Here is a 21,622-nt window from a genome sequence, read left to right on the forward strand (position 1 = left end):
ATCAAAAACATTACGGAAGGTTGTAAACCTCGACCAACCCTGTGCCGGTAGTGTTGTTTACTCCGCGGACAATGGCGGTGTAATTGCCGGCTGGGAAAGTTTGGAGCAACGCTGATTCCAAATCGTTGGCAGGTTGAAGACCTGTCGCTTCGATTTCGGCTTGCTGGCTGCTGCCATCAGGGTGCGTCTTCCAGTTGTCGTTGGAAGCGAGCAGGGTCCCGCTCGCATCGCGCAGCTCGAGGGTGGAATCCGCCAAGCGTCCCGTTACGGGAACCGATGGTCCTACGGCGCGCACCAACACCCTCGCCATCGAGCCTTCGGTCCCTCCCCCGACAATAAACCCGCCGATGAGGATGTTGTCTTCCGTTTGGACAAGCCCGCGCGTTGAGACGTTAGCCAGTTTCGAGTCAGCGGCATAATCGAGATCGTAGGCGTCGAATAGGCCGGTGCCCGGGGCGCCGTTTTTATTCCGCACAATGACCGTATAGGCCCCGGGATTGATCACGCCCCAAAGCGCCGATTCCAAATCGTTCGCCGGCGCCAGCCCGCTATCGATGATTTGCTGTCTGGTCAGGGCGTCACCCCAGTTGTCATTGGCGCCAAGGAGCTCGCCCGAAGGACCGTGAACTTCGATGGTTGGGTCGGCGACCGCCCCCGGCAAGCCGAGCGAGGGTCCAATCCCGCGAACGATCACTGTCTTGGGCTCTGTGCCGGTAATGATGAATCCGCCGATCATGGCGTTGTCACCTGTTTCCACCCGCACACGGGTGGAGATGTTCAGCAACGTAGGTATTGGCTCGTACAGTTCCGCGTAATCGTAATAGGTGGTGCCGTACCCTAACCACCCGCCCCCGGCGACTAACACCTTGCCGTTGGACAACAACGTCGCCGTAAAGAAAGGCCTGGCGACGCCAAGGGGCCCGGTCGCTGTCCAGGTCCCGGTCGCCGGGTTGTACAATTCCGCGCTGTTGAGAAGGATGCCTCCTTGTTTGTATCCTCCGACGACGAGCACCTTGCCGTTGGCCAGCAAACTCGCCCGGTGAGTAATTCGAGCGTTGGCCATGCTCCCCGTCGTTGTCCAGGTGCCGCTAGCGGGATCGTACAGTTCCGCGCTCGCGAGAATATTTTGCCCGCTTTGGAAAAAGTGTTCCCCTCCGGCAACGAGGAGTCTGCCATCGGGCAGCAACGTTGCTGTATGAGAAAAGCGTCCCGTGGCGAGAGAGCCAGTCGCCGTCCAGGTTCCGCTGGCCGGATCGAACAGTTCCGCGCTCGCGAGAGTGTTGAGGTTGATGCCCTCCTCTAGGCCTCCCGCGACAAGCACCTTGCCATTCGGTAGCAATTCCGCCGTATGGAGGAAGCGTCCGGTGGCGAGGCGGTCGGTCGATGTCCAGGTACCACTGGCTGGATCGTACAATTCCGCGGTCCAGAGCGTGGATCCGCCGCCATAACCCGATCCGTAATGAATACCACCCGCGACGAGCACCTTGCCGTTGGGCAGCAACGTTGCGGTGTGCTGACTTCGGGCGCCGGAGAGACTGCCGGTAGTCGTCCAGATTCCCGTCGCGGGGTCGTAGAGCACTGCGCTGGTGAGATCGTCCTCGTCGACGCCAATTCCACCTGCGACGAGCACCTTGCCGTTGGCCAGCAATGTGGCTGTGTGCTGCCGCCGCCCCATCCGGAGGCTGCCGGTGCTGGTCCATGTTGCGCTTGCCGGATCGTAGAGTTCTGCGGTCGCGAGAATATTGATGCCCGGGTTGTTGGTGCCAGCTCCACCCGCGACCAGCACCCTTCCATCAGGAAGTAGCGTCGCCGTGTGCTGAGTGCGTGCGGTCAGGAGGCTCCGCGTGAACCCAAAACCAAAGGCAGCGCCGCTGCATGGTTGGACGAATACCAGGCCGGCGCTCAAGAGGATCAATAGGAATGCGATCGGCTTGGACACTCGCAAACCTCGATGGGCAGCCGTTACCCAAGGAAAACTGGAGGGCGATGGAGGTTCCGCGGGAGTTTCTACGGTCATCGCTGAACATACTCCCCAAATAGCCTTTCGCAACGGCCAAACAGGCTGTTTCGGAAGGACTACCAGAGGCAGCCGAACGCCTGACGAACGCCCCGGAACTAGGGCAGGTTGTAAGCCTCGATCAAGCCCACGCCGGTCGCGTTGTTTACGCCGCGGACAATGGCCGTGTAATTGCCGGCCGGGAAAGTTTCGAGCAGAGCCGATTCCAATTCATTCGTGGGGATCAGAGCCGTAGCTAGGATTTCCGCGGACTGATCGCTGCCGTCAGGGCGCACCCCCCAGTTGTCGTTGAAAGCTATCAGGGTGCCGCTGCCATTATGCAGCTCCAGGGTGGGATCCCCCAGGGCGCCCGCTACCGGAACCGATGGTCCAAGTGCGCGCACCAGCACTTTGGCCGTGCCGGCGCCGTTGTTCCCCCCGACAATCAGTCCGCCGATCAGCACGCTGTCGCCATTCTCCACCACGCCACGCGTCGAGACATTGGCCAGCCTGGAATCGGCTGCTTCGTCCAAGTCGTAGACTTCGAACACACCAATACCAGCAGCGTTGTTCTTACCCCGGACCACGACGGTATAACTGCCGGGATTGATCACGCTATAAAGGGCTGACTCCAGATCATTACTCGGCGCCAGCCCGCTATCTATAATTTCCTGGCGGCTGGGCGCGTCCTTCCAGTTATCATTGGTGTCGGTCCGGACCCCGGAAGAATCATAAATTTCGATGACCGGATCCGCCAGCGCTCCGGGCACCGACAGGGAAGGTCCGATCGCACGAACGATCACGGCCTTCGGCTGCGTCCCCGCAATGATGAATCCGCCAATCATGGCATTGTCGCCAGTCTGGACATGCACCCGCGCGGCAATGTTGAGCAAACCGGGTTTGGGCCCGTAAAGTTGCGCGCTTGCTAAACTAACAGGGCCCAAAGTACCTCCTGCGACAAGCACCTTGCCGCTGGACAACAAGGTGGCCGTGTGTTCCCAACGCATGGTGAAGGGGCTGCCGGTCGCCGTCGAACTCGCGCTCACCGGATCGTAGAGTTCGGCGTTTATTGGAGGGGAGAATTGACTAAATCCATCTGATACAAAGAGCACCTTGCCGCTGGGCAGGAGCGTCGCCGTTGGTTCAAAGCGCGGGTTAACGAGACTGCCGGCCGGTGCCCAGGTGCCGCTTGCCGGGTCGAAAAGCTCCACTCTCGAGAGCCATCCGCTGCTACCGTTACCGCCTCCTGCGACGAGCACTTTGCCGCCGGGCAGCAATGTCGCTGTGTGGCCACTGCGTTCCGCCGTGAGACTGCCGGTCGCCGTCCAGACTCCGCTGGCCGGATCGTACAGCTCCGCGGTAGCTATCTCGCGATAGGACGGTTCTGTGGTCACACCTCCCACCACGAGCACCTTGCCGCTGGGCAGCAATGTCGCCGTGTGGCCACTGCGGCCCCCAGCGAGGCTGCCAGTCGCCGTCCAGGTCCCGGTCGCCGGATCGTACAGTTCCGCACTGTTCATAGCGGGCCCGTAAAGAGTACCGCCTCCCGCCACGAGCACTTTGCCATTGGGTAGCAATGTCGCTGTGTGGCCTACGCGGGGCTTCACGAGGTTCCCGGTAGTCGTCCATGTCCCGGTTGCTGGGTCGTAGAGTTCCGCGGAGTTGGTGGTAGGGATCGAAGAGTCCGTCTGACCTCCTGCGAGGAGCACCTTGCCGTTGGGCAGCAACGTCGCGGTGTGACCGCAGCGGCCGGTTTCGAGGCTTCCGGTGGCACTCCAGGTTCCGCTCGCCGGATCGTACAGTTCAGCACTCGTAACAAAGAACCGCGTTGGATAGTTATCCTCGTAATGAAAGCCACCTGCTATGAGCACCTTGCCGCTGGGCAACAAGGTCGCGGTGGGCGCAGAGCGGGCGATCAAGAGGTTCCCGGTGTTCTCAAAACCATCAGAAGCCGCGCCTCGGCACGGCTGCGCGACCAGAAAGGCCGAGGCAAACAATAGAAGCGCGCCCCGCTTTTTCACCGCATCCCGCAGGCATCTGAGGCAAGGGGCCAACCATTGAGGGCGAAATGGGGGCTCACGCTTTGCCGCGGGGGCTTCTGCAGTCACGTGTCGAGGGTGCCTTCCACGATCTTTTTCCGCAACTAAAAACACTAGGGCAGGTTGTAAGCCTCGATCACGCCAACGCCGGTTGTGTTGTTTACGCCGCGGACAATGGCCGTGTAACTGCCGGCTGGGAAAATTTGAAGCAACGCTGATTCCAAATCGTTGGCAGGTTGAAGACCGGTCGCTTCGATTTCGGCTTGCTGACTGCTACCATCCGGCTGCGTCTTCCAGTTGTCGTTGGAAGCTAGCAGCGTCCCGCTGGCATCTCGCAGCTCCAAGGTAGGATCTGCCAGGGCGCCTGAGATCGGAGCCGATGGTCCAATCGCGCGCACCACTACCTTCGCGGTCCAACCTTCCGTCCCTCCTCCAACAATAAATCCGCCAATCAGAACGTTGTCGCCCGTTTGGACGGGGCCGCGCGTCGAGACGTTACCGAGGTTCGAATCCTCTGCTTCACCGAGATCATAGGCTTCGAACAGGCCGATGCCCGCTGCCTCATTCTTGCCGCGCACAATTACCGTGTAAGCCCCGGGATTGATCACTCCCCAAAGCGCCGATTCCAAATCATTGGTTGGAGCCAGCCCGCTATCGATGATTTGCTGTCTGGTCAGCGCGTCACCCCAATTGTCGTTGGTTGCGAGAAGCTCGCCGGAAGGACCATGCACTTCGATATTCGGGTCGGCGAGCGCTCCAGGCACACCAAGCGAGGGTCCAATCCCACGGACGATCACGGTCTTCGGCTCTGTCCCGGTAATGATGAATCCGCCGACCATGGCGTTGTCTCCTGCCTGGACATTTACCCGCGTGGAAATGTTGAGCAGTGTAGGCTTGGGCCCATATAGCTCGGCGCTCGCGAGAGCGCTCGTCTCACTTGCCCCAACCACAAGCACCCTGCCGTTGGGCAGCAACGTGGCTGTGTGAGCACTACGACCCTCGTTAAGGCTGCCGGTGGCCGTCCAAGTACCCGTCGCCGGGTCATAGAGTTCTGCGCTGGCTTTCGCGGTAATGCCGCCTCCACCGCTGACGAGCACCGTGCCGTCAGGCAGCAACACCGCTGCGTGATAACTGCGGGAAACGGACATCCCCATGGTCTCCGCCCAGGTGTTACTAACCGGATCGTACAAAGACGCTTTATTAAGGTAACCGCCCGTCACCAACACGTTACCATTAGGAAGCAACGTTGCCCTGTGACCTATGGAATAATAATTCGGGATCAAGCCGGCTGAGGACCAGGTCCCGCTTGCCGGATCATAGAGTTCCGCAACGGGCGCAACGTAAAGACCAGCCGAAAATCCCCCGCTTTGACCTCCTGCCACGAGGACTTTGCCGTTAGACAGCGATGTCGCCGTGTGACTTTCGCGGCTGCGCTGGAGGTCACCGCTCCTGGTCCAAGTGCCGCTGACCGGATCATACAACTCCGTGCTCGCGTTGGTGGGGTGAAACTGCCACCACTGGGAGGGCTGCGGAATACCTCCTGCCACAAGGACTTTGCCGTCGGGCAATCGTGTTGCCGTGTGTGCATAGCGAGGGACCGCCATGCTGCCGGTCATCGTCCATGAGCCGGTAGCCGGATCGTAAAGTTCTGCGGTGGTGAGCCCGGATTGGTAGAACCCGCCTGCCACAAGAACTTTGCCATTGGAAAGGAGCGTGGCTGTGAACCCCGACCGGGACTGAAGAAGACTACCGGTTGCCGCCCATGTCCCGCTTGCCGGATCATAGAGTTCGGCGCTGCCGTTGATTCCAACGACAAGCACCCGGCCGTCTTGAAGTAAAGTTGCAGTGTGGCCCGCTTGTACCTGAGCAAGGTTACCGGTCCTTTCAAAACCGAAGGAACGGCCCTCAGCGGGCTGAACCATCAGCAATCCCGCACCCAGGACCAGCAACAGAAAGACCACCCGCTTGGCGGCCAACAATCCCAAACCTCGACGGGCAGCCGTTACCCAGTGAAAACCGGAGAGCGCTCGATGTTCTGCGGGAGTTTCTACGTTCATCGCCGAATATACTCCCCGAATCGCTTTTCGCAACGCCCATCAGGCTGTTCGGCGAAAAGTCTTTCGGCGGGCATATCCCCCACCTTATTTGAGCTCAACCCTGCCAAAGGCTCCGAGCATTTCTGCTTCGGACGGCGGCCCAAAAACGTTTCGGTCCGCAAAGGAGCAAGCTTGCGGATAGCTGGTCGTCCGAATGCGCTCCGCTGCTTTGGCGAGATCATAGGACGTATTCCGGAGTTGAATCTCAGGCCCGAGAAGAACCCAGTAGCCCCCTGGTTCTCCGAACGGCATCCCAACGCTGCCGGCGTTAATGACCCGCACCCCGCCGATTATTCGTTCGAACTGCATGTGAGTGTGACCGCAGACGACAAAATCGACGTCGAGATTTTGAAAAAGCGGCAGCAGTCTTTTCTCGGGCGTCAACCGGGTGAACACGTCGGTGTCGTTCCGCGGCGTGGCGTGGCAAAAGAGGACGTCCCCTAACCCCTCCACTTTCATCCGGATTGTCTTCGGCCACGTCGCCAGCACTTTCTGGTGTGCGGCGGTCAATTGCCGGGCATTCCAGCGAATCTGTTCCCGGAATGGTTCCGGCACTTCACCCGGCTCTTCGCCACGCATGGCGCCGAGCACCACCCGATCGCCGTTGCCTTGAAGAAACCGGGCGGGAAGATCGAGATCGAGCAGACGATCCAACGTCTCGCGCGGCATCGGGCCCGGAACGACGTCGCCGCCCACGACAATCTCGTCGGCGTTTACCTGGCGAATCTCAGCGAGGACCGCCTCGAGCGCGGGAAGATTGCCGTGAATATCGTAGATGGCCGCGACCCGCACGTCAGACAATCGCCACGAATTTGATCATGGCAAAATCTGCCGGGTTCGAATATCAAAAAGAAAGGAAAGCTCCGGCGTCCAGGATTGCCAGGAGCGTTCCTGAACGACTTGATTCGATGAAAATAGGGGTTTCGACGGCGCTTCTGGTTCTCTTCTCGAGCGGATTTGGTGCGTCGCTCCGAGCGGAATCGGTCGGATTTCCCAAGGACAAACCCGTATTCACGATCGATCTACCGTCGGGTTGGAAAGCGGATTGGATCGAGGCCGGCGACCTGGCCGGCGCGCCCAGGCTTCAGCTCATGGCCGGCGGCGGCGAGGCCGACCTTTCCATAAAGGCGCTCCCCGCCAGTGCGGGGATCACGGATGACGCCTCGGCAAAAGCGAACCTGACGAAAATGGCCCTGCTGGACATGCAGGAAATGGAGGCCACCAAAAGCGGCGCCCCGGAAGAAACAACTGTGGCCGGCCACAAGGCGTACAAGGCGAAGGTCACCACCGATCTCGGGTTCATGGAATACACGATTTTCACTCCGGACGGGAAAACCTACTTCTCGATGTTTTCCATGAACGGCGGCGCGGAGCCGGTGATTGCGGCGATCAAGCCTGCGGAATAACGCCGCCGGCCGGCCCTCCCGGAAGTATCCAACCGGCAAAAAACCGAGATCGGGTATTTTTTACGCTCGATGCATTCCAAGATCGGACGGTTGACGAGCGCCCTTTGCTTAGGACATTGCCTGCTCGGAACTTTCACACCATGACCAAAACGACTTTCTTGCGTTGCCTGCTGGCCTTGACGGCGCTCGCGGCACTTCCTTTCGCGGCGTCCACTGTTCGCGCGGCCGCCGACGACATTCTGGAGACCAACGAGACCAATATCCTGCGCTTCAGACCGGTCGGCGGAACCCCGACCACGTTCGTCAGCGGATTGAGCAATCCCAAGGGCATCGTTTGCGACGGCCTGGGGAAAGTGTACGTGTCGGACCCAGGGCGCAGCCAGATCGTGACGTTTACCCTTCCCGACGCGACGGCATCCACTTATGCCACCGGACTCAGTGCCCCGAACGGCCTGGTGTTCGATCCGGCGGGTAATCTCTACGTCGCGGAGTCCGGCAGCGGCAATATTCTTAAGTACGACAGGGTTCGAAACCGGACGACTTTCGCTACCGGCCTCGGAAACCCTTCGAGTCTGGCGTTTGATAGCGGGGGAAACCTTTTCTCCACGAGCTTCTCCGGCGGCCAGGTTTACAAAATCGCCCCCGATGGAACAAAGGAGACTTTCGCGAGCGGCCTCAACTTTCCGGCGGGCATCGCCATCGACAGCGCGGACAATGTTTTCGTGGCGATTTCGGAAGACGGAACGATCCTCAAATTCGCGCCGGACGGGTCGCGGACCACGTTTGCATCCGACTTGAGCCGCCCGTATGGCCTGGCTTTTGAAAGAGGGGGCACGCTCGTCGTGGCGGACAATGGAAGTGGCGGCACGTTCCGCTACACCGCGAGTGGGTCGCGCAGCAACATTTTCTCCAGCGAATTCAACACGCCGGCGTTCGTCGCCATCGAGCCCGCCCCGCATGTCCTGCTCAACGTGAGCACCCGCGGACTGGTCCAGGGTGGCGACAACACTTTGATTGCCGGCTTCAACGTGGGCGGCACAGGCCAGGTGGGCACGAGAATTATTGTGCGAGCACTAGGCCCGTCGCTTTCCGCGTTCGGCGTGACCAACGCGCTGCCGGATCCAGTGATTGAATTGCGTAATGCCGCGGGGACCCTGATCGCCTCGAACAACAATTGGCGGGACACCCAGGAACAGGATATTGTCGACACCACTCTGCAGCCAACGAACGACAATGAGGCAGCGATCGTGACCTTCGTCGCTGGGGGAGCGTTCACGGCCGTGGTCGGCAGCGCTACCGGAGAAGCCGGGACCGCAGTGGTGGACGTTTACAATCTGCAATAAGCGCCGCGCAATGGAGCTGGCACGCCTTCGTGCCGGAGAGGTTAGGCTCTGCTGCAGAATTCTGCAGCGTATTCGCTTTCCTGCTTCATGCCTTGGCTCCACGGCCTGAGGGCAGGCCGTCTCCATCCTGCCGGAGAGGTTGCTACAGCTTCCAAAGCGCCATGATCAAAAGATCCATGGCCAGGATCCAGACCAGGATGACCTGCCACAGGCGCAGGTTGCGGGCGCCGTAATGATCGCCGGTCACTTGCGGATCGCGATCGAAGAGACGTTTGCGGATGCGGAAGATGTAAAGGCCGCTGAAGAAAACGATCGCGAGCAGAATGCTGAACACGATTCGTAGCGCCAACACCGAATCGCTGTGGGCGTGAATGACGGCCATGCTCATATGTTACTCCCGCTCCATTTTAGTTTCTGCCGGACCACTCCGAAGAAAGAGACACCTGGCAGCGAAGCCAGGGGCAAAACGTGGCCGGACTTCCTGATCCCGACGATCGTCCCGGTCTCGATCCGAAGCGGCTCCCGGCCATCCACCGTCAGGAAGACAGGATACTCTCGTTCACTGACTTCAATTTCGATGAGCGCGTCCTCGCCCACGATGATCGATCGGTTGGTCAGGACGTGCGGACAGATCGGCGTGATCACAAACGCGCCCGACTCCGGCGCCAGGATTGGGCCGCCGGCGGAGAGCGAATAGGCGGTCGATCCGGTCGGCGTGGCGACAATCAAACCGTCAGCGTTGAATTCGGTGAGCGGTTCGCCGTTCACGCTCGCCTTTAACTGGACCAGCCGCGAAACTTCACCGCGGCTCAGCACAACGTCGTTGAGACCGGTCATGGCCGTGCTCGCCTGGCCGGGAATTTTCACCTCGACGTTCAACAGGGTTCTTTCGCTAAAAACCATCCTTCCGCCCGCGATCGATTCCACCGCTTCGACGTAGGCGGCGGAGTTCGCGCAGGTCAGAAACCCGAGCGCGCCCATGTTGATTCCGAAGACCGGCTTGATGTTGTCGCCGAGCTGTCCGACGAGATGAAGAATCGTCCCGTCTCCACCGAGAACAACCAGCAGGTCTGTTTCGCGGCCCAGGTCCGGAATGCTGCGGCCGGGTTTCATTCCGGCCAGATCGGCGGTGTCCGCTTCGAGCAAAACCGACAAACCGACGCGCTCAAATTCCTTCACCAGGGTGCCGGTCAATTCCGCCACACCCGGCTTCCCGGTGTGCGCGATCAGGCCGATTTTGTTCGGACGCATATGAAAAATTCCTGGTTGCCATCCGTGCCCGTGATCCTGGAGGCAGCCAAACCAATCACATTGTGTCCCGCATTGAGCACGAAATCGCGAATCTTATTTTGCGCTTTCTCATGCAAAGCCGGATCGCGCACGATTCCGCCGCGGGCCACCTCCGAAGCCTGAAGCTCGAATTGCGGTTTGATCAAGGCCAGGATCACACCGTTGGGAGTTACCAACTCGAAGACGGCCGGCAAGATCAAAGTCAGCGAGATGAAAGAAACATCGATGACGCAGAGGCCGATCGGTTCGGGAACATCGGCGCGGCTCAGAAAGCGCGCGTTCAGTTTCTCGCGGACAACAACCCTGGGATCGTTCCGGATTTTCCAGGCCAGTTGCCCATGTCCAACGTCGATCGCGTAAACCTTCGTCGCGCCGTGCTGGAGCAAACAATCCGTGAACCCGCCCGTGGAAGCGCCGACATCGAGCCCGGTCGTTCCGGCAACATCGAGCCCGAAGTGCTCCAGGGCCCCCTCGAGTTTGAGGCCGCCGCGGCCCACGTAGCGCGACTGCGCCTCCACTGAAACCGGCGCGTCCTGGGCGACGGTAACGGAAGCCTTGTCGACGACTGCGTCCCCTACCTTCACTTCGCCGGCCATGATGGCGCGTTGCGCTTGCTCACGGCTCGGGAAAAACCCCCGCTCGACGAGAACCATGTCCAATCGCGCGCGTTTTGGTTTAGCAGCCACGCTTCCTCTGATAGCTCATCTACGTCGTTTAGGACTTATTCCTCCCGCGCATACGTGCGCAGCAGTTTCTCGATCGAATCCAGGTCCTCCGAAGAGGCTCTGCGCCGCTGATATTTCCGGAAAACGATGTCCTTGAGCGCCAGCAAATCATCGAGCAACGGACGATCGTAATACGTCCAGTCGCTTTCATCCGTGTATTTCGATTGGAAACGCCAGGCTCCGCCGAACTTCGTCACGCGCACTTCGCGTTTCCGGCCGTCGCCGTCCTTCTCCTTCCATATGTGTTGACTCCGCATCCGCCGGGAATCTTACATTAGCCTCTTGAAAGACGCAGCCAGATTGCTCGGCTATTTCGCCGCCACCATTCTCTTCGGGGCGCTCGCCGCCCCCCTTCTCTTCTGGGGCGCGCAATGGCTCGCCTCGCACGGAATTCTCCCCGTGCTCGCCACGTTTGATTTCGAGGCATTTTTCCATCGCGCTCTCATGATCGGCGCGATTCTTTTTCTCTGGCCGCTTTTGCGCTCGCTTCGCATCCGCGGCCTGCGGGATCTTGGGCTGGTTCGCAACCCGCATCGCGCCCGCGATGCCATGGCCGGATTTCTCCTCGCGGCTGTTCCGCTCTTTTGCGGCGGAATTGTCCTGCTGTTCGCCGGCATCTACCGGCTCCGCGCCGATATTCCCTGGCTGGCCATCGCCAGCGTTGCGCTCACCACTGCGATCGTTCCGTTGATCGAAGAACCGCTCTTTCGCGGATTATTCCTCGGCGTCCTCCTCCGCGGCAGCCGGCCGCTTGTCGCCAGCCTGTTGAGCGCCGGCATTTTCTCGATCGTCCATTTTCTCAAGGCTCCGGAGGAAATGACGTCGGTGGTCACCTGGACCTCAGGTTTTGTCTCGATCGCGCATTCCCTGGATCAATTCGCCGAGCCGCTTTTGCTCCTGGCCGGATTCACGACCCTGTTTCTTATCGGTTGGATCCTGGCGGAAGCGCGATTGCGGACCCAATCGCTCTGGCTCCCGATCGGCCTCCACGCCGGGTGGATCTTTGCCGCCGGCGCCTTCGGCAAGATCGCGCACCGCGAGATTCTCGCCTTGCCCTGGCTGGGCAAGAACCTCCAGATTGGGATCGTGCCTTTGGGCATTGGCCTGGGCACCTGGGCTCTGCTTAGGGTGTGGTTGAGATATGCTCGCGAACGTTAATCCCCTCCCCGCGCTCTGTTCGCTCTTTTACCCGGCCGCGTGCGTGGTCTGCTCGAGCGAAGTTGAGCGGACCGAATACATTTGCGAACCCTGCCGCAAACGAGCGCCGCGCATCGTCGCCCCCTTCTGCGCGAAATGCTCGGAGCCCTTTACGGGCGCGATCACCCAGACCTTCAGCTGCGCCAATTGCGAGCATCGTACCTTGCATTTCGATTCCGCCGTCGCGGCCTACCGGAGCCGGGGCCTGGTTCGCAAACTGGTCCACGAATTCAAGTACGGACATCATCGTTATCTGCGTCACCCGCTCGCGAACTGGCTCGGTGAAACCCTCCACGATCCCCGGCTCCACGGACGGCAGTTCGATTTGCTGATCCCGGTTCCGCTTCATCCGGCCCGGGAACGGGAGCGCGGTTTCAACCAGGCCGCGCTCCTGGCCGAATTGCTCGGCCAAAGGACCGGCCTTCCGGTTCGCCCGCTCCTGGAACGGATCCGCTACACCACCACCCAGACCGCCTATGATCGCTCCGAACGCATGGAAAATTTGCGCGACGCGTTTCGTTTACGAAAAAACCGGGACGTGCGAGGGTTGCATGTGCTTCTGATCGACGATGTATTAACCACCGGCTCGACCCTGAGCGAATGCGCCCGGGTCCTGAAACGGGGCGGGGCGCTTTCCGTTTACGCGGCCACCGCGGCCCGCGCCTGATTATCCATGGCTATTTTCAAAAGACCTCCTATTGGCGGTGGTGGCGGCAAGAAACGCCGCGGCGATATTCCGCAGGGGCTTTTCCAAAAATGCCCGGGTTGCAAGGAGGTCGTGCACGAGATCGAGCTGGCCCAGAACCAGCGCGTCTGTCCGCATTGCGATTATCATTTCACCCAGTCCGCCCGCGAACGGATCGAGAGCCTGCTCGATGCCGACACTTTCGTGGAGCGGGACGCCAACCTTCGTTCCGTGGACACCCTCCAGTTCCAGGGAATGGCCACTTACAAGGACCGGCTCAAAAAATATCAGGACGCCACCGGCCTGACCGATGCGGTCCTGAGCGGGCACGGAATGATCGACGGTTACAAGGTGTCGATCGCGGTGATGGACTTCAGTTTTCTGGCCGCGACCATGGGGTCGGTCGTCGGCGAACGGATCACCCGCGCGATCGAGTATGGGACCGCTCACCGCTGCGCCGTTGTCATCGTTTCCGCTTCCGGCGGCGCGCGCATGTATGAAGGCATGCTCAGCCTGATGCAAATGGCCAAGACCAGCGGCGCCCTCGCCCGGCACGCCTGCGAACGTCTCCCTTACATTTCCGTCCTCACCAATCCCACCACCGCCGGAGTCATGGCCAGCTTCGCCTCGTTAGGCGACGTCATTTTGGCGGAGCCGAAAAGCATGATTGGTTTCGCCGGGCCGCGCGTCATCAAGGAAACGACGCACCAGGATTTGCCGGAACGATTTCAGACCGCGGAGTTCCTGGAAGAACACGGGCTGATCGACCTGATCGTCCATCGCAAAAGATTGCGGGCGCAGATCAGCCAGTTCCTCACTTTCTTTTCCACCACGCAGTGAACGTGGGAGAGGCCCCGGTGCCGCGACCTTCTCCGTCCTACCCTGAAGCGCTCGGCTGGCTTTACGGCACCCAGCGTTTCGGGATCAAGCTCGGGCTCGAGAATGTCCAGCGCCTTCTTCGCGAGCTGAAGGTCCCGGGGAAAAATCAACGCATCATCCACGTCGCCGGCACCAACGGCAAAGGGTCGGTCTGCGCGATGATCGATTCGATCTGCCGGGCCCAGGGATTTTGCACCGGCCTGTTTACCTCCCCTCACCTCGTCACCTACCGCGAGCGAATCAAAGTGGATGGCGAAATGATTGCCGAGGAAAAAGTCGCGGCCGGTCTCAATCTGATTCGGGAACTCGTGGCGAGCTGGGACCCGCATCCCACCTTTTTTGAAATCACCACGGCGCTGGCTCTGATTCACTTCAAGGAATGCGGCTGCGAATTGATCGTCCTCGAGACCGGACTCGGCGGACGGCTCGATGCCACCAACGCCATCACACCGGTGGTTTCCGTCATTACCCCCATCGGCTACGACCACGAGAAATGGCTCGGCCATACTCTGGAAGCGATCGCCTCGGAAAAGGCCGGCATCATCAAAGGGAATCGACCCGTGGTTTCGGCGATCCAGGACCCGGCCGCTGAAAAAGTGATCCGCGCCCGAGCAGTCGAATGCAATTCTCCGCTGGAATTTGTAACGGCGATCTCCGACCGCTGGTTCGACGTTGCCCTGGCCGGCGGTCATCAGCAGCAAAACGCCGCGCTCGCAATCGCCGCGCTACGCGCCGGCAACGTCTCCGTTACTGATGACGCGATTGTTCGCGGCTTGGCCAACGTCGAATGGGCCGCCCGCTTTCAGCGCTGGGACGAGCGCATCGTGATCGACGGCGCGCATAATCCCGCTGGCGCAAGCGTCCTCGCCAAAACCTGGCGAGAACAATTTCCCAACGAGCGCGCCACCATCATCCTCGCTGTCTTACGCGAGAAAGACCTAAACGGAATCTGCCGCGCACTATCCCCTATCGCCGCGCGCTTCCTCCTCCCCCAAATCCGCACCGAACGCGCCCTTCCACCCTCCGAAGCCGCGCAGATAATCTCTTCCATTACTCCATCACTCCCAACCGCCAGTCCGGCTCGGACCTCCATCACTCCATCGCTCACCGCCGCCCTCGAATCCGCGCGCTCCAATCCCGACCGCGTCCTCATCACCGGCTCGTTGCATTTCGCCGGTGAAGCGCTGGCGCTCCTCGCTGGCGATCCGGATTCCCTCGAAGATTGCGCCCAATAATTCCAAGGAAGCGCGCTTTCCAAACCGCCCCCAAAAAACGCTGTCCGTAAGACGCCTCCTTGCCGCGGTCCAAACTTGACGGCTTTAAGCCGTCAAGATTCATCCGGCGCTAATACGTCTTATTGCCGCAATAGCTAAGCGGCGGTTCAAACCGTCAAACCGGCACTCCGTGGCTTGCCCAAACTTGACGGCTTTAAGCCGTCAAGATTCATCCGGCGCTCCTTGCCGCGCACTAACTTGACGGCTTTAAGCCGTCAAGATTCCTCCTCCGCCAGCAACTTAATCCGTGCGATCGCCTGCTGCGTCTAATCGAACTCGCTCATCGCCGTCCTGTAGCGGCGGTCTCAGACCTCGCCCCTGCTCTCCCACGTATGGCTCTCCCCAAAACCGCAACGCCGGGCTTTTCAATTCTTACGCTCGCTGCCAATCTTCCTATTCGACCATGAAAGACCGGCCCTGGCTCACCCAACTGATCATTCAGCCGATCATGATTGTTCTCAGTATTTTGGCCGCGCTTGGGGTGGACAACTGGCAGAAATCCCAGGCCAAAGTGAGGCGTGTGGCCGACACCAAGGCCGCGTTCGTGAAAGAAATCACCGCGAACAAACAACTTCTTCAGTCGCAGAATTACCTTCCTTTTCATCGCAAGCTCCAAGCCGAATATGCCGCCGCGGTGAAAAACAACGCGCCGGATCCCGGCACGTTTTTCGAGAGCGGCCCCCACTCCGCTCCCCTGCGCGATTCGGCCTGGCGAGTGGTCTCCGGGACCTTCACCCTGATGGAACTTCCCTCCGGGTTCGTGCTTGCGCTCACCGACATCTACCGGCTCCAGGATTCACTCGAGAAACATAATCAAGGCTTTCTCAGCTCCCTGAGCACTCCGCGCTCCGATCGCGAGACGCCGGCTTATGCAAAAGACCTCACCCATTCCATCAGTCTTTTTCTCAACGAGCTCGTTCCGGCGGAAGAAAGACTGATCCGCAACTACGACCACCTTTTGGAACGGTTCGCCGCCGACAAACCAGCCTGGGCAGACGAAATGGCGACGAAGTAGCAGCCAAGCGTTTCGCGTGCTTTTCCAATTGTAGGGCAACCGCTCCGGTTGCCACCGCATAAACCGGCAGGCGGTGCGCCCGCCTACAAGCCCTCCAGCACGATCATCGCCATCGCGTGATGTTCGGTATGGCTCAACGTAACCCAGACGGAGCCGATCCCGCGTTCTTCCGCCAGTTTCTTCGCGCCCCCCTCGAGAACGACGAAAGGTTCGCCGCTCGGTTTTCGGTGAACGTCGATGTCTTTCCAGCCCATCGTTTTTCCGATGCCGGTCCCAAACGCTTTCGAGACCGCTTCCTTGGCCGCGAAACGCGCCGCCAGATGGCGGGCCGGAAACTTCATCGACTGCGAATACTCGATCTCCCCCGCCGTAAAAACGCGATGGAGAAACCGTTCGCCGAATCGCTCCAGCGAATGCTCGATCCGCGCGCACTCCACCAGATCGACGCCGATGCCCAGGACGCTCATCGGTTGCGAATACACGATTGTAGGGCAGGCGCTCCGCCTGCCGAACGCGACGGTGGTAACCGATGCGGTTGCCCTACAAGTCTGCCACCCCCGCTGGTCCTTAATTCGTCATTCGTCATTCGGATTTCGTCATTCGAACTATCCTTTGTAATTCTCCATCAGCGCCAGCATTTCGCGCACGGCCGTTTCAAAGCCAACAAACACCGACCGCGCAACGATGGAATGTCCGATGTTCAATTCCACCAGGTGCGGAATCTTGAGAATGAGCGCCATGTTCCGGTAATTGATCCCGTGGCCCGCGTTCACCTGAAGCTTGGCTCCGGCCGCCGCGTCCGCGGCCGCGCGTAGCCGTTCCAGCTCCTGTTGCGCGATCTTGTCAGTAAACGCGTTCGCGAGTTTGCCGGTGTGCAGTTCCACCATGTCCGCCGCCAGCTCCGCCGCGGCGTCAACCTGCTCCAGCTTCGGATCGATAAACATGCTCACCCTGACCCCCGCTGACTGGAACCGCTTCACGGTCGTGGCCAGCTCCTTCCGGTTCGCCACCAGGTCCAGGCCGCCTTCCGTCGTCACCTCCTGGCGTTTCTCCGGGACGAGGCAAATTTCATCCGGCAAAATCCGGAGCGCGATATCGACGATTTCCGGCGTGTTGCCGAGCTCGAGATTCAGCTTCGTCATGATGCTCTCGCGCAGCCGCTCGATGTCGCGGTCCAGAATATGCCGCCGGTCCGCCCGCAGATGGGCCGTGATCCCGTGCGCCCCCGCTCGCTCACAAATCCCGGCAATCGCAATCGGGTCCGGCTCCGCATTCTTCGATTCCGGCATGGTCGCATACCGCGCCTGCCGCAGCGTCGCCACATGATCGATATTGACCCCCAGCTTCAATCCGTCTGTCACGGATGGAATAGGATGCAGCCACGTCGCGCGGGCAAGTTTTCGTTGAGGTCATCCCGATCGCGTCCCATTCGGGACGAATTGATAATAGCCCAGCGCTTTAGCGCTGGATTAACGTTGTCTTTTCGATCAAGTCCCGAAGGGATGGCAGAAACCATGACTGGGTCCCCTCGCAAATTTGGCGCTCCTTCCGTCCCTGAAGGGATTTTGCCTGATCCCGTTTCCAGATTCCCAGCGCTAAGGCGCTGGGCTTTTCAGGAGGTAACGAGCAACGATTGACGAGCGTTTTCGGATTGACGACGCGCAGCGATTTGTGTTGCCTCGATTACCAAATCGTCCCCGAGAATCTCGCCATGGTGAAGCTCGTCTATTGCCTGTGCCGGCGCGCCGACATCTCGCCCGAAGAATTTTACGACTATTGGCTGAACACGCACGGCCCCAAGGTCAAGGACGCGGCCGAAGCGATGCGCGCGCGCCGCTATGTGCAGAGCCACACTTGCTCGCCCGAGTTGAACGAGGTCTTCCTCAAGTCGCGTGGCCTGGCGCCGGCCTACGACGGTATCACTGAAGTCTGGTGGAACAGTGTCGAAGACCTTAAGGCCGCCATGGCGTCGCCCGAGGGCTCGGAGGTCATGGCGAAACTAATGGAGGATGAAACCCATTTCATCGATTTCTCTCAATCATGTGTCTTCATCACCACCGAACATTCGATCTTTGATTCCACAACGAGTGCGGAATCGCCGGGATAATATTTCTTCTGCCCGCGGAATGCCGAGAATAGCCCCGCGCTTCAGCGCTGGGTGAACGTTGCCGCTTTCATCGAGTCCCGCAGGATGGCAGAAACCATGATTGCGTTCATGCGCAAATTTGCCCCTGCTTTCCGTCCCTGATGGGCCTTTGGCTGCTCTCCTTTCCAGATTCCCAGCGCTAAAGCGGTGGGCTATTTTCAGGAAACATGGTCATGAAAAAAACGCCGGCCGCCTCCAGTCCGGATGAGTATGTTGCGGCGCTGAGCGGTTGGCGCCGGAAGAGCGTCGAGCAGCTTCGCGCAACGGTTCGCCGCGCGGCCGGCGTCGACGAAGTCATCAAGTGGGGCCATCTCGTCTATTTTTCCAACGGGCCTTTGCTGCTGATCCGGGCGGAGGATGAGCGGGTGCTGTTTGGATTTTGGCGGGGCCAGCGACTTCGGAAAATTGAGCCGCGACTTAAACCGGGCGGCAAGTACGAGATGGCGACGCTTGAACTTCGCGCAGGAGACGCGATCGACGAGAAGACAATCCAGGAACTGACGAAAACCGCGGTGGCTCTCAACAAAAAGCTGGGCGATCCAACGGTGGCAGCAAAACGCCCATGAATCGATACATGGTGATCGAGCACTTCGCGCCGGAAGCGAAAGAGAAGATCTACGAGCGTTTCCGGGCCAGGGGTCGGATGCTCCCGGACGGATTGGTTTACATCGATAGCTGGCTGGAGAAAGAAGGCGGTCGCTGTTTCCAATTAATGGAAACGAGCGATCCAGCGCTCTTCGACCGGTGGACCGAGAACTGGCGCGACCTGGTCCGATTTGAAATCATCGAGCTGGGCGAGAAGCCAGCTTGAAAACGCCTCCTGAGGATTAGCGATCTTTCTTCGCCGATTTGTTTCGCCAGGCGAGCTCGAGCGCTCGCTGCAATGTCGTCTTGTCGACGAGCTCCAGCCGCACCGTCGTGCTCCCTCGCTTTCCCCAGGCGCCTTTAGCCGGCGCAAAGACTTTCGGATGAGATTTGATCAGCTTCGCTTGTTCCTCCGGTGGCAGGACCACCATGCCGTGTTCGGCGTCCGGATAGCCAAGCGTCGCGAAGATCCTTCCCCCGGCGCGGAAATCAGGATGATTCATGTGCGCGTTTTCCGAAGCACCGGCGAAACTCAGCGCGATCTTGCGAAACTGCGTGGGCGTCATGGCGTTCCAATCATCATACCGAAGGCTGGCGCCAATAGGAAGTTCCTCATCACCCCATCTGCCTCGTCCCCCTGCTCGTCCTCGCACTCGTCCTCGTCCTCGTCCTCGTGCTCGAACCCCGATTCGCATGAGCGCCCCGCTCCGTAGTAACTCTCATTGACGCCGTCTGTCGTTTCTTTACCCTCGCCGCCGTATGAAGTCATTCGTGCTGATTTTGTTATTCGCTCTTTCCGTGCTGCTGGCGGCTTCACCCGCGTTGGCCCAGGAGCCCCCCCCGTCTCCCTCTCCTGCGCCGTCCGCCTATCCCACTCCTTCCATCGCACCCGGCACCGATCCCGCCACGGCAACGCGCGCCTGGCTCGACACCGTTCCGCCGGACAAGCGCCAGAAGTCCGACGCCTACTTCGAAGGCGGCTACTGGCTCATCCTCTGGAATTTCCTGGTCTCGGCCTCGATCTCGATTTTTCTGCTGGCTTCACGCATCTCGGCGCGAGTGCGCGATTTCGCGGAACGCACCACCCGGTTCAAGTCCATGCAGATCCTTCTCTATTCGATCCCGATTCTGCTCATCATCTTTCTTCTGAACTTCCCGCTGCACTATTACGAAAGTTTTGTCCGGGAACACGCCTACGGAATGGCGAACCAAAATTTCGGCCAGTGGATGAGCGAACAGGTGAAGTTCGTCATTCTGAACCTGATCATAACGAGCCTGCTCCTGATGGGGCTCTACGCTGTTTTTCGCGTTGCGCCGCGCTCCTGGTGGGTTTGGGGAACCATCGTCGCAATCATTTTCACCGTGCTCGGCATCATGCTTTCGCCGGTCTATATCGAACCGATCTTCAACACCTATAAGCCGCTGAACGACCCGACGATCAGCGAGCCGATCCTGGCCATGGCGCGCGCCAACCAGATCCCGGTCACTCAGGTTTTCGAAGTGGATGCTTCGCGGCAGACCAAACGGGTCAGCGCGAATGTCGCCGGATTCCTCGGGACCACCCGGATCGCGCTCAACGACAACCTACTGAAGCGCTGCACCCTGCCGGAAATCCGTGAAGTGATGGCCCACGAAATGGGCCATTATATTTTGAACCACAGCTTCAAGCTCGTCATCTACTTCAGCCTGTTCTTCCTTCTCGGGTTCGTGGCGCTCCGGGCCTTTTTCGCCGTGGCCGTGTATCGGTGGGGCGAAAGATGGGGCGTCCGCGGCATTTCGGACGTCGCCGGTCTTCCGCTCCTCTCCCTGATTTTCACCACCGTCTTCTTTGTTCTTACTCCGGTAATCAACACTGCGGTCCGGGTGACGGAGCGGGAAGCGGACGCCTTCAGCATCAACACCGCCCGGGAACCGGATGGGATGGCGCAAGTGGCCCTCAAATTAGGCGAATACCGAAAGCTGGACCCGACTCCGCTCGAGGAATTTGTCTTCTTCGATCATCCCAGCGGCCGGGCCCGGATCCGGATGGCCATGGATTGGAAAGCCGCCCATTTGCCCGCCGGCGGCGAATAGCCTCGGCTGCGATCTCCGATCGCCTTTCTGTAGCGGCGGTCTCAGACCGTCGCCCCCTTATCCGCCCTTGCAGCGGCGATCTCAGACCGTGGACGCTTTTCCCTTGTAGCGGCGGTCTCAGACCGTCGCCGCTTTTCTTCATTCGTTTTCGACGGTCCGAGACCGCCGCTACAGTGTGCATGCAACCCGCCCAAATCTTGACGGCTTTAAGCCGTCAAGATTCGGCATCGCTCCGGGACAACGACATCGGCGGTTTCAAACCGCCGCTCCCTGGGGTAAGAAAGCTGATGAGAAAGTTGCTTCTGTTTTGCGCGGTAGTTGTCGGTCTGACGAATCTCCTTTCCGCGGCGGATGAAAAGCCGGCGATCATTGCGGCGACCAAGAGTTACGTCGCGGCGAACTCGGGGATGACCAAGATAACAGTGACCGTCGAGCAGGTCGCCGACGATTTCGCCCGGGTTAAAGTGGCGCCAGAAGACCAGGACGCGACCGATCCGGCCTGGGTGTTCTTGAAGAAGAAAGATGGAACATGGACCGGCCTTATCCTGGGAACGGGCTTTACGACCGAGGATTACCAGCAACTCGGCATTCCAAACGCGCTCCGCATTCCTTAAGAAGATTTTGCCCGCGAATGAACGCGAACAGGCGCGAATAGAAGGACAAGGAGCGGCGGTTTACAAACCGCCGGCAGGGAAACCGCGGATTACGCGGATTTCACGGATATTAAGACAAAGCAGAGTTCTGATTCCCCATCCGAGTCATCCGCGTAATCCGCGGTCGATTGCTGCTGTTTCCGATCTGTTCCATTCGCGCAAATTCGCGTTCATTCGCGGGCAAATCTTCCTTCAGTTTGCGCGCCGGGCCGAGCCGCTT

At 59.7% G+C, this 21,622-nt stretch carries 23 protein-coding genes; 12 read left to right on the forward strand and 11 right to left on the reverse strand.

Annotated elements, in window-relative coordinates; all coding sequences use genetic code 11:
* Positions 1-10: 10 nt before the first annotated feature.
* The 4 genes from VJU77_11120 to VJU77_11135 form a co-directional block, all read right to left on the reverse strand.
* Positions 11-1,939, reverse strand: coding sequence for a kelch repeat-containing protein (locus VJU77_11120; protein HKP03894.1), 1,929 nt, complete (start codon positions 1,937-1,939; stop codon positions 11-13).
* 176 nt (positions 1,940-2,115) lie between these two features.
* Positions 2,116-3,915: a kelch repeat-containing protein gene (locus tag VJU77_11125; protein HKP03895.1), complete on the reverse strand. Its 1,800-nt coding sequence runs from the start codon at positions 3,913-3,915 to the stop codon at positions 2,116-2,118.
* A 233-nt stretch (positions 3,916-4,148) separates the two neighbouring features.
* Positions 4,149-6,092, reverse strand: a complete 1,944-nt coding sequence (locus VJU77_11130) for a kelch repeat-containing protein (GenBank protein HKP03896.1) — start codon at positions 6,090-6,092, stop codon at positions 4,149-4,151.
* Positions 6,093-6,176: 84 nt separating this feature from the next.
* Positions 6,177-6,923: a metallophosphoesterase family protein gene (locus VJU77_11135; protein HKP03897.1), complete on the reverse strand. Its 747-nt coding sequence runs from the start codon at positions 6,921-6,923 to the stop codon at positions 6,177-6,179.
* Positions 6,924-7,039: 116 nt separating this feature from the next.
* Between VJU77_11135 and VJU77_11140 the strand changes: the two genes are divergently transcribed.
* Both VJU77_11140 and VJU77_11145 read left to right on the forward strand, forming a co-directional pair.
* Entirely contained in the window at positions 7,040-7,537 is a 498-nt protein-coding gene (locus tag VJU77_11140) for a hypothetical protein (GenBank protein ID HKP03898.1), read from the forward strand.
* Between the two features lie 140 nt (positions 7,538-7,677).
* On the forward strand, positions 7,678-8,880 hold the full coding sequence (locus VJU77_11145) for an NHL repeat-containing protein (protein ID HKP03899.1): 1,203 nt from the start codon (positions 7,678-7,680) through the stop codon (positions 8,878-8,880).
* Between the two features lie 142 nt (positions 8,881-9,022).
* Here the strand turns inward: VJU77_11145 and VJU77_11150 are convergent, their stop codons facing one another.
* The 4 genes from VJU77_11150 to VJU77_11165 all read right to left on the reverse strand — a co-directional run bounded on the left by VJU77_11150 (position 9,023) and on the right by VJU77_11165 (position 11,152).
* Positions 9,023-9,268, reverse strand: a complete 246-nt coding sequence (locus VJU77_11150) for a hypothetical protein (protein HKP03900.1) — start codon at positions 9,266-9,268, stop codon at positions 9,023-9,025.
* The gene (locus VJU77_11155; protein HKP03901.1) at positions 9,265-10,131 is read right to left on the reverse strand and encodes an NAD(+)/NADH kinase; all 867 of its coding nucleotides are present in this window, start codon (positions 10,129-10,131) and stop codon (positions 9,265-9,267) included. The genes VJU77_11150 and VJU77_11155 overlap by 4 nt, the downstream gene beginning before the upstream one ends.
* Complete coding sequence (locus VJU77_11160; protein HKP03902.1) at positions 10,107-10,823, reverse strand: TlyA family RNA methyltransferase; 717 nt, start codon at positions 10,821-10,823, stop codon at positions 10,107-10,109. Before VJU77_11160 ends, VJU77_11155 begins: the two co-directional genes overlap by 25 nt.
* Positions 10,824-10,891: 68 nt before the next feature.
* Positions 10,892-11,152, reverse strand: coding sequence for a hypothetical protein (locus VJU77_11165; protein HKP03903.1), 261 nt, complete (start codon positions 11,150-11,152; stop codon positions 10,892-10,894).
* A gap of 25 nt (positions 11,153-11,177) precedes the next feature.
* Between VJU77_11165 and VJU77_11170 the strand changes: the two genes are divergently transcribed.
* From VJU77_11170 to VJU77_11190, 5 genes are all read left to right on the forward strand, one after another.
* Positions 11,178-12,053 (forward strand): CPBP family intramembrane glutamic endopeptidase, encoded by an 876-nt coding sequence (locus VJU77_11170; protein ID HKP03904.1) that lies wholly within the window; start codon positions 11,178-11,180, stop codon positions 12,051-12,053.
* Positions 12,037-12,759, forward strand: a complete 723-nt coding sequence (locus VJU77_11175; protein ID HKP03905.1) for a ComF family protein — start codon at positions 12,037-12,039, stop codon at positions 12,757-12,759. Before VJU77_11170 ends, VJU77_11175 begins: the two co-directional genes overlap by 17 nt.
* A gap of 6 nt (positions 12,760-12,765) precedes the next feature.
* A complete protein-coding gene (accD, locus tag VJU77_11180) occupies positions 12,766-13,617 on the forward strand; it encodes an acetyl-CoA carboxylase, carboxyltransferase subunit beta (GenBank protein HKP03906.1) in 852 nt (283 codons plus the stop codon).
* Positions 13,618-13,634: 17 nt separating this feature from the next.
* Positions 13,635-14,891, forward strand: coding sequence for a folylpolyglutamate synthase/dihydrofolate synthase family protein (locus tag VJU77_11185; protein ID HKP03907.1), 1,257 nt, complete (start codon positions 13,635-13,637; stop codon positions 14,889-14,891).
* Positions 14,892-15,333: 442 nt separating this feature from the next.
* The gene (locus tag VJU77_11190) at positions 15,334-15,945 is read left to right on the forward strand and encodes a hypothetical protein (protein ID HKP03908.1); all 612 of its coding nucleotides are present in this window, start codon (positions 15,334-15,336) and stop codon (positions 15,943-15,945) included.
* Between the two features lie 83 nt (positions 15,946-16,028).
* Here VJU77_11190 and acpS read toward each other — a convergent pair whose 3' ends face one another.
* Positions 16,029-16,412 (reverse strand): holo-ACP synthase, encoded by a 384-nt coding sequence (gene acpS, locus VJU77_11195; GenBank protein HKP03909.1) that lies wholly within the window; start codon positions 16,410-16,412, stop codon positions 16,029-16,031.
* A gap of 138 nt (positions 16,413-16,550) precedes the next feature.
* Entirely contained in the window at positions 16,551-17,306 is a 756-nt protein-coding gene (locus tag VJU77_11200; GenBank protein ID HKP03910.1) for a pyridoxine 5'-phosphate synthase, read from the reverse strand.
* A gap of 272 nt (positions 17,307-17,578) precedes the next feature.
* Here VJU77_11200 and VJU77_11205 point away from each other — a divergent pair, with 272 nt between their 5' ends.
* From VJU77_11205 to VJU77_11215, 3 genes are all read left to right on the forward strand, one after another.
* Positions 17,579-18,052 (forward strand): EthD domain-containing protein, encoded by a 474-nt coding sequence (locus VJU77_11205; protein ID HKP03911.1) that lies wholly within the window; start codon positions 17,579-17,581, stop codon positions 18,050-18,052.
* Between the two features lie 212 nt (positions 18,053-18,264).
* Complete coding sequence (locus VJU77_11210; protein ID HKP03912.1) at positions 18,265-18,657, forward strand: DUF1801 domain-containing protein; 393 nt, start codon at positions 18,265-18,267, stop codon at positions 18,655-18,657.
* Entirely contained in the window at positions 18,654-18,902 is a 249-nt protein-coding gene (locus tag VJU77_11215; GenBank protein ID HKP03913.1) for a DUF3303 family protein, read from the forward strand. The genes VJU77_11210 and VJU77_11215 overlap by 4 nt, the downstream gene beginning before the upstream one ends.
* A gap of 16 nt (positions 18,903-18,918) precedes the next feature.
* Here VJU77_11215 and VJU77_11220 read toward each other — a convergent pair whose 3' ends face one another.
* Positions 18,919-19,242 carry an MmcQ/YjbR family DNA-binding protein gene (locus tag VJU77_11220; protein HKP03914.1) on the reverse strand — a complete coding sequence of 108 codons (324 nt, stop codon included), beginning with the start codon at positions 19,240-19,242 and terminating at the stop codon, positions 18,919-18,921.
* A gap of 193 nt (positions 19,243-19,435) precedes the next feature.
* Between VJU77_11220 and VJU77_11225 the strand changes: the two genes are divergently transcribed.
* Positions 19,436-20,749 (forward strand): M48 family metallopeptidase, encoded by a 1,314-nt coding sequence (locus VJU77_11225; protein ID HKP03915.1) that lies wholly within the window; start codon positions 19,436-19,438, stop codon positions 20,747-20,749.
* A 287-nt stretch (positions 20,750-21,036) separates the two neighbouring features.
* The gene (locus VJU77_11230; protein ID HKP03916.1) at positions 21,037-21,363 is read left to right on the forward strand and encodes a hypothetical protein; all 327 of its coding nucleotides are present in this window, start codon (positions 21,037-21,039) and stop codon (positions 21,361-21,363) included.
* The last annotated feature ends 259 nt before the right edge of the window (positions 21,364-21,622 follow it).

The sequence above is a fragment of the Chthoniobacterales bacterium genome, assembly GCA_035274845.1.
Classification (GTDB): domain Bacteria; phylum Verrucomicrobiota; class Verrucomicrobiia; order Chthoniobacterales; family UBA10450; genus AV80.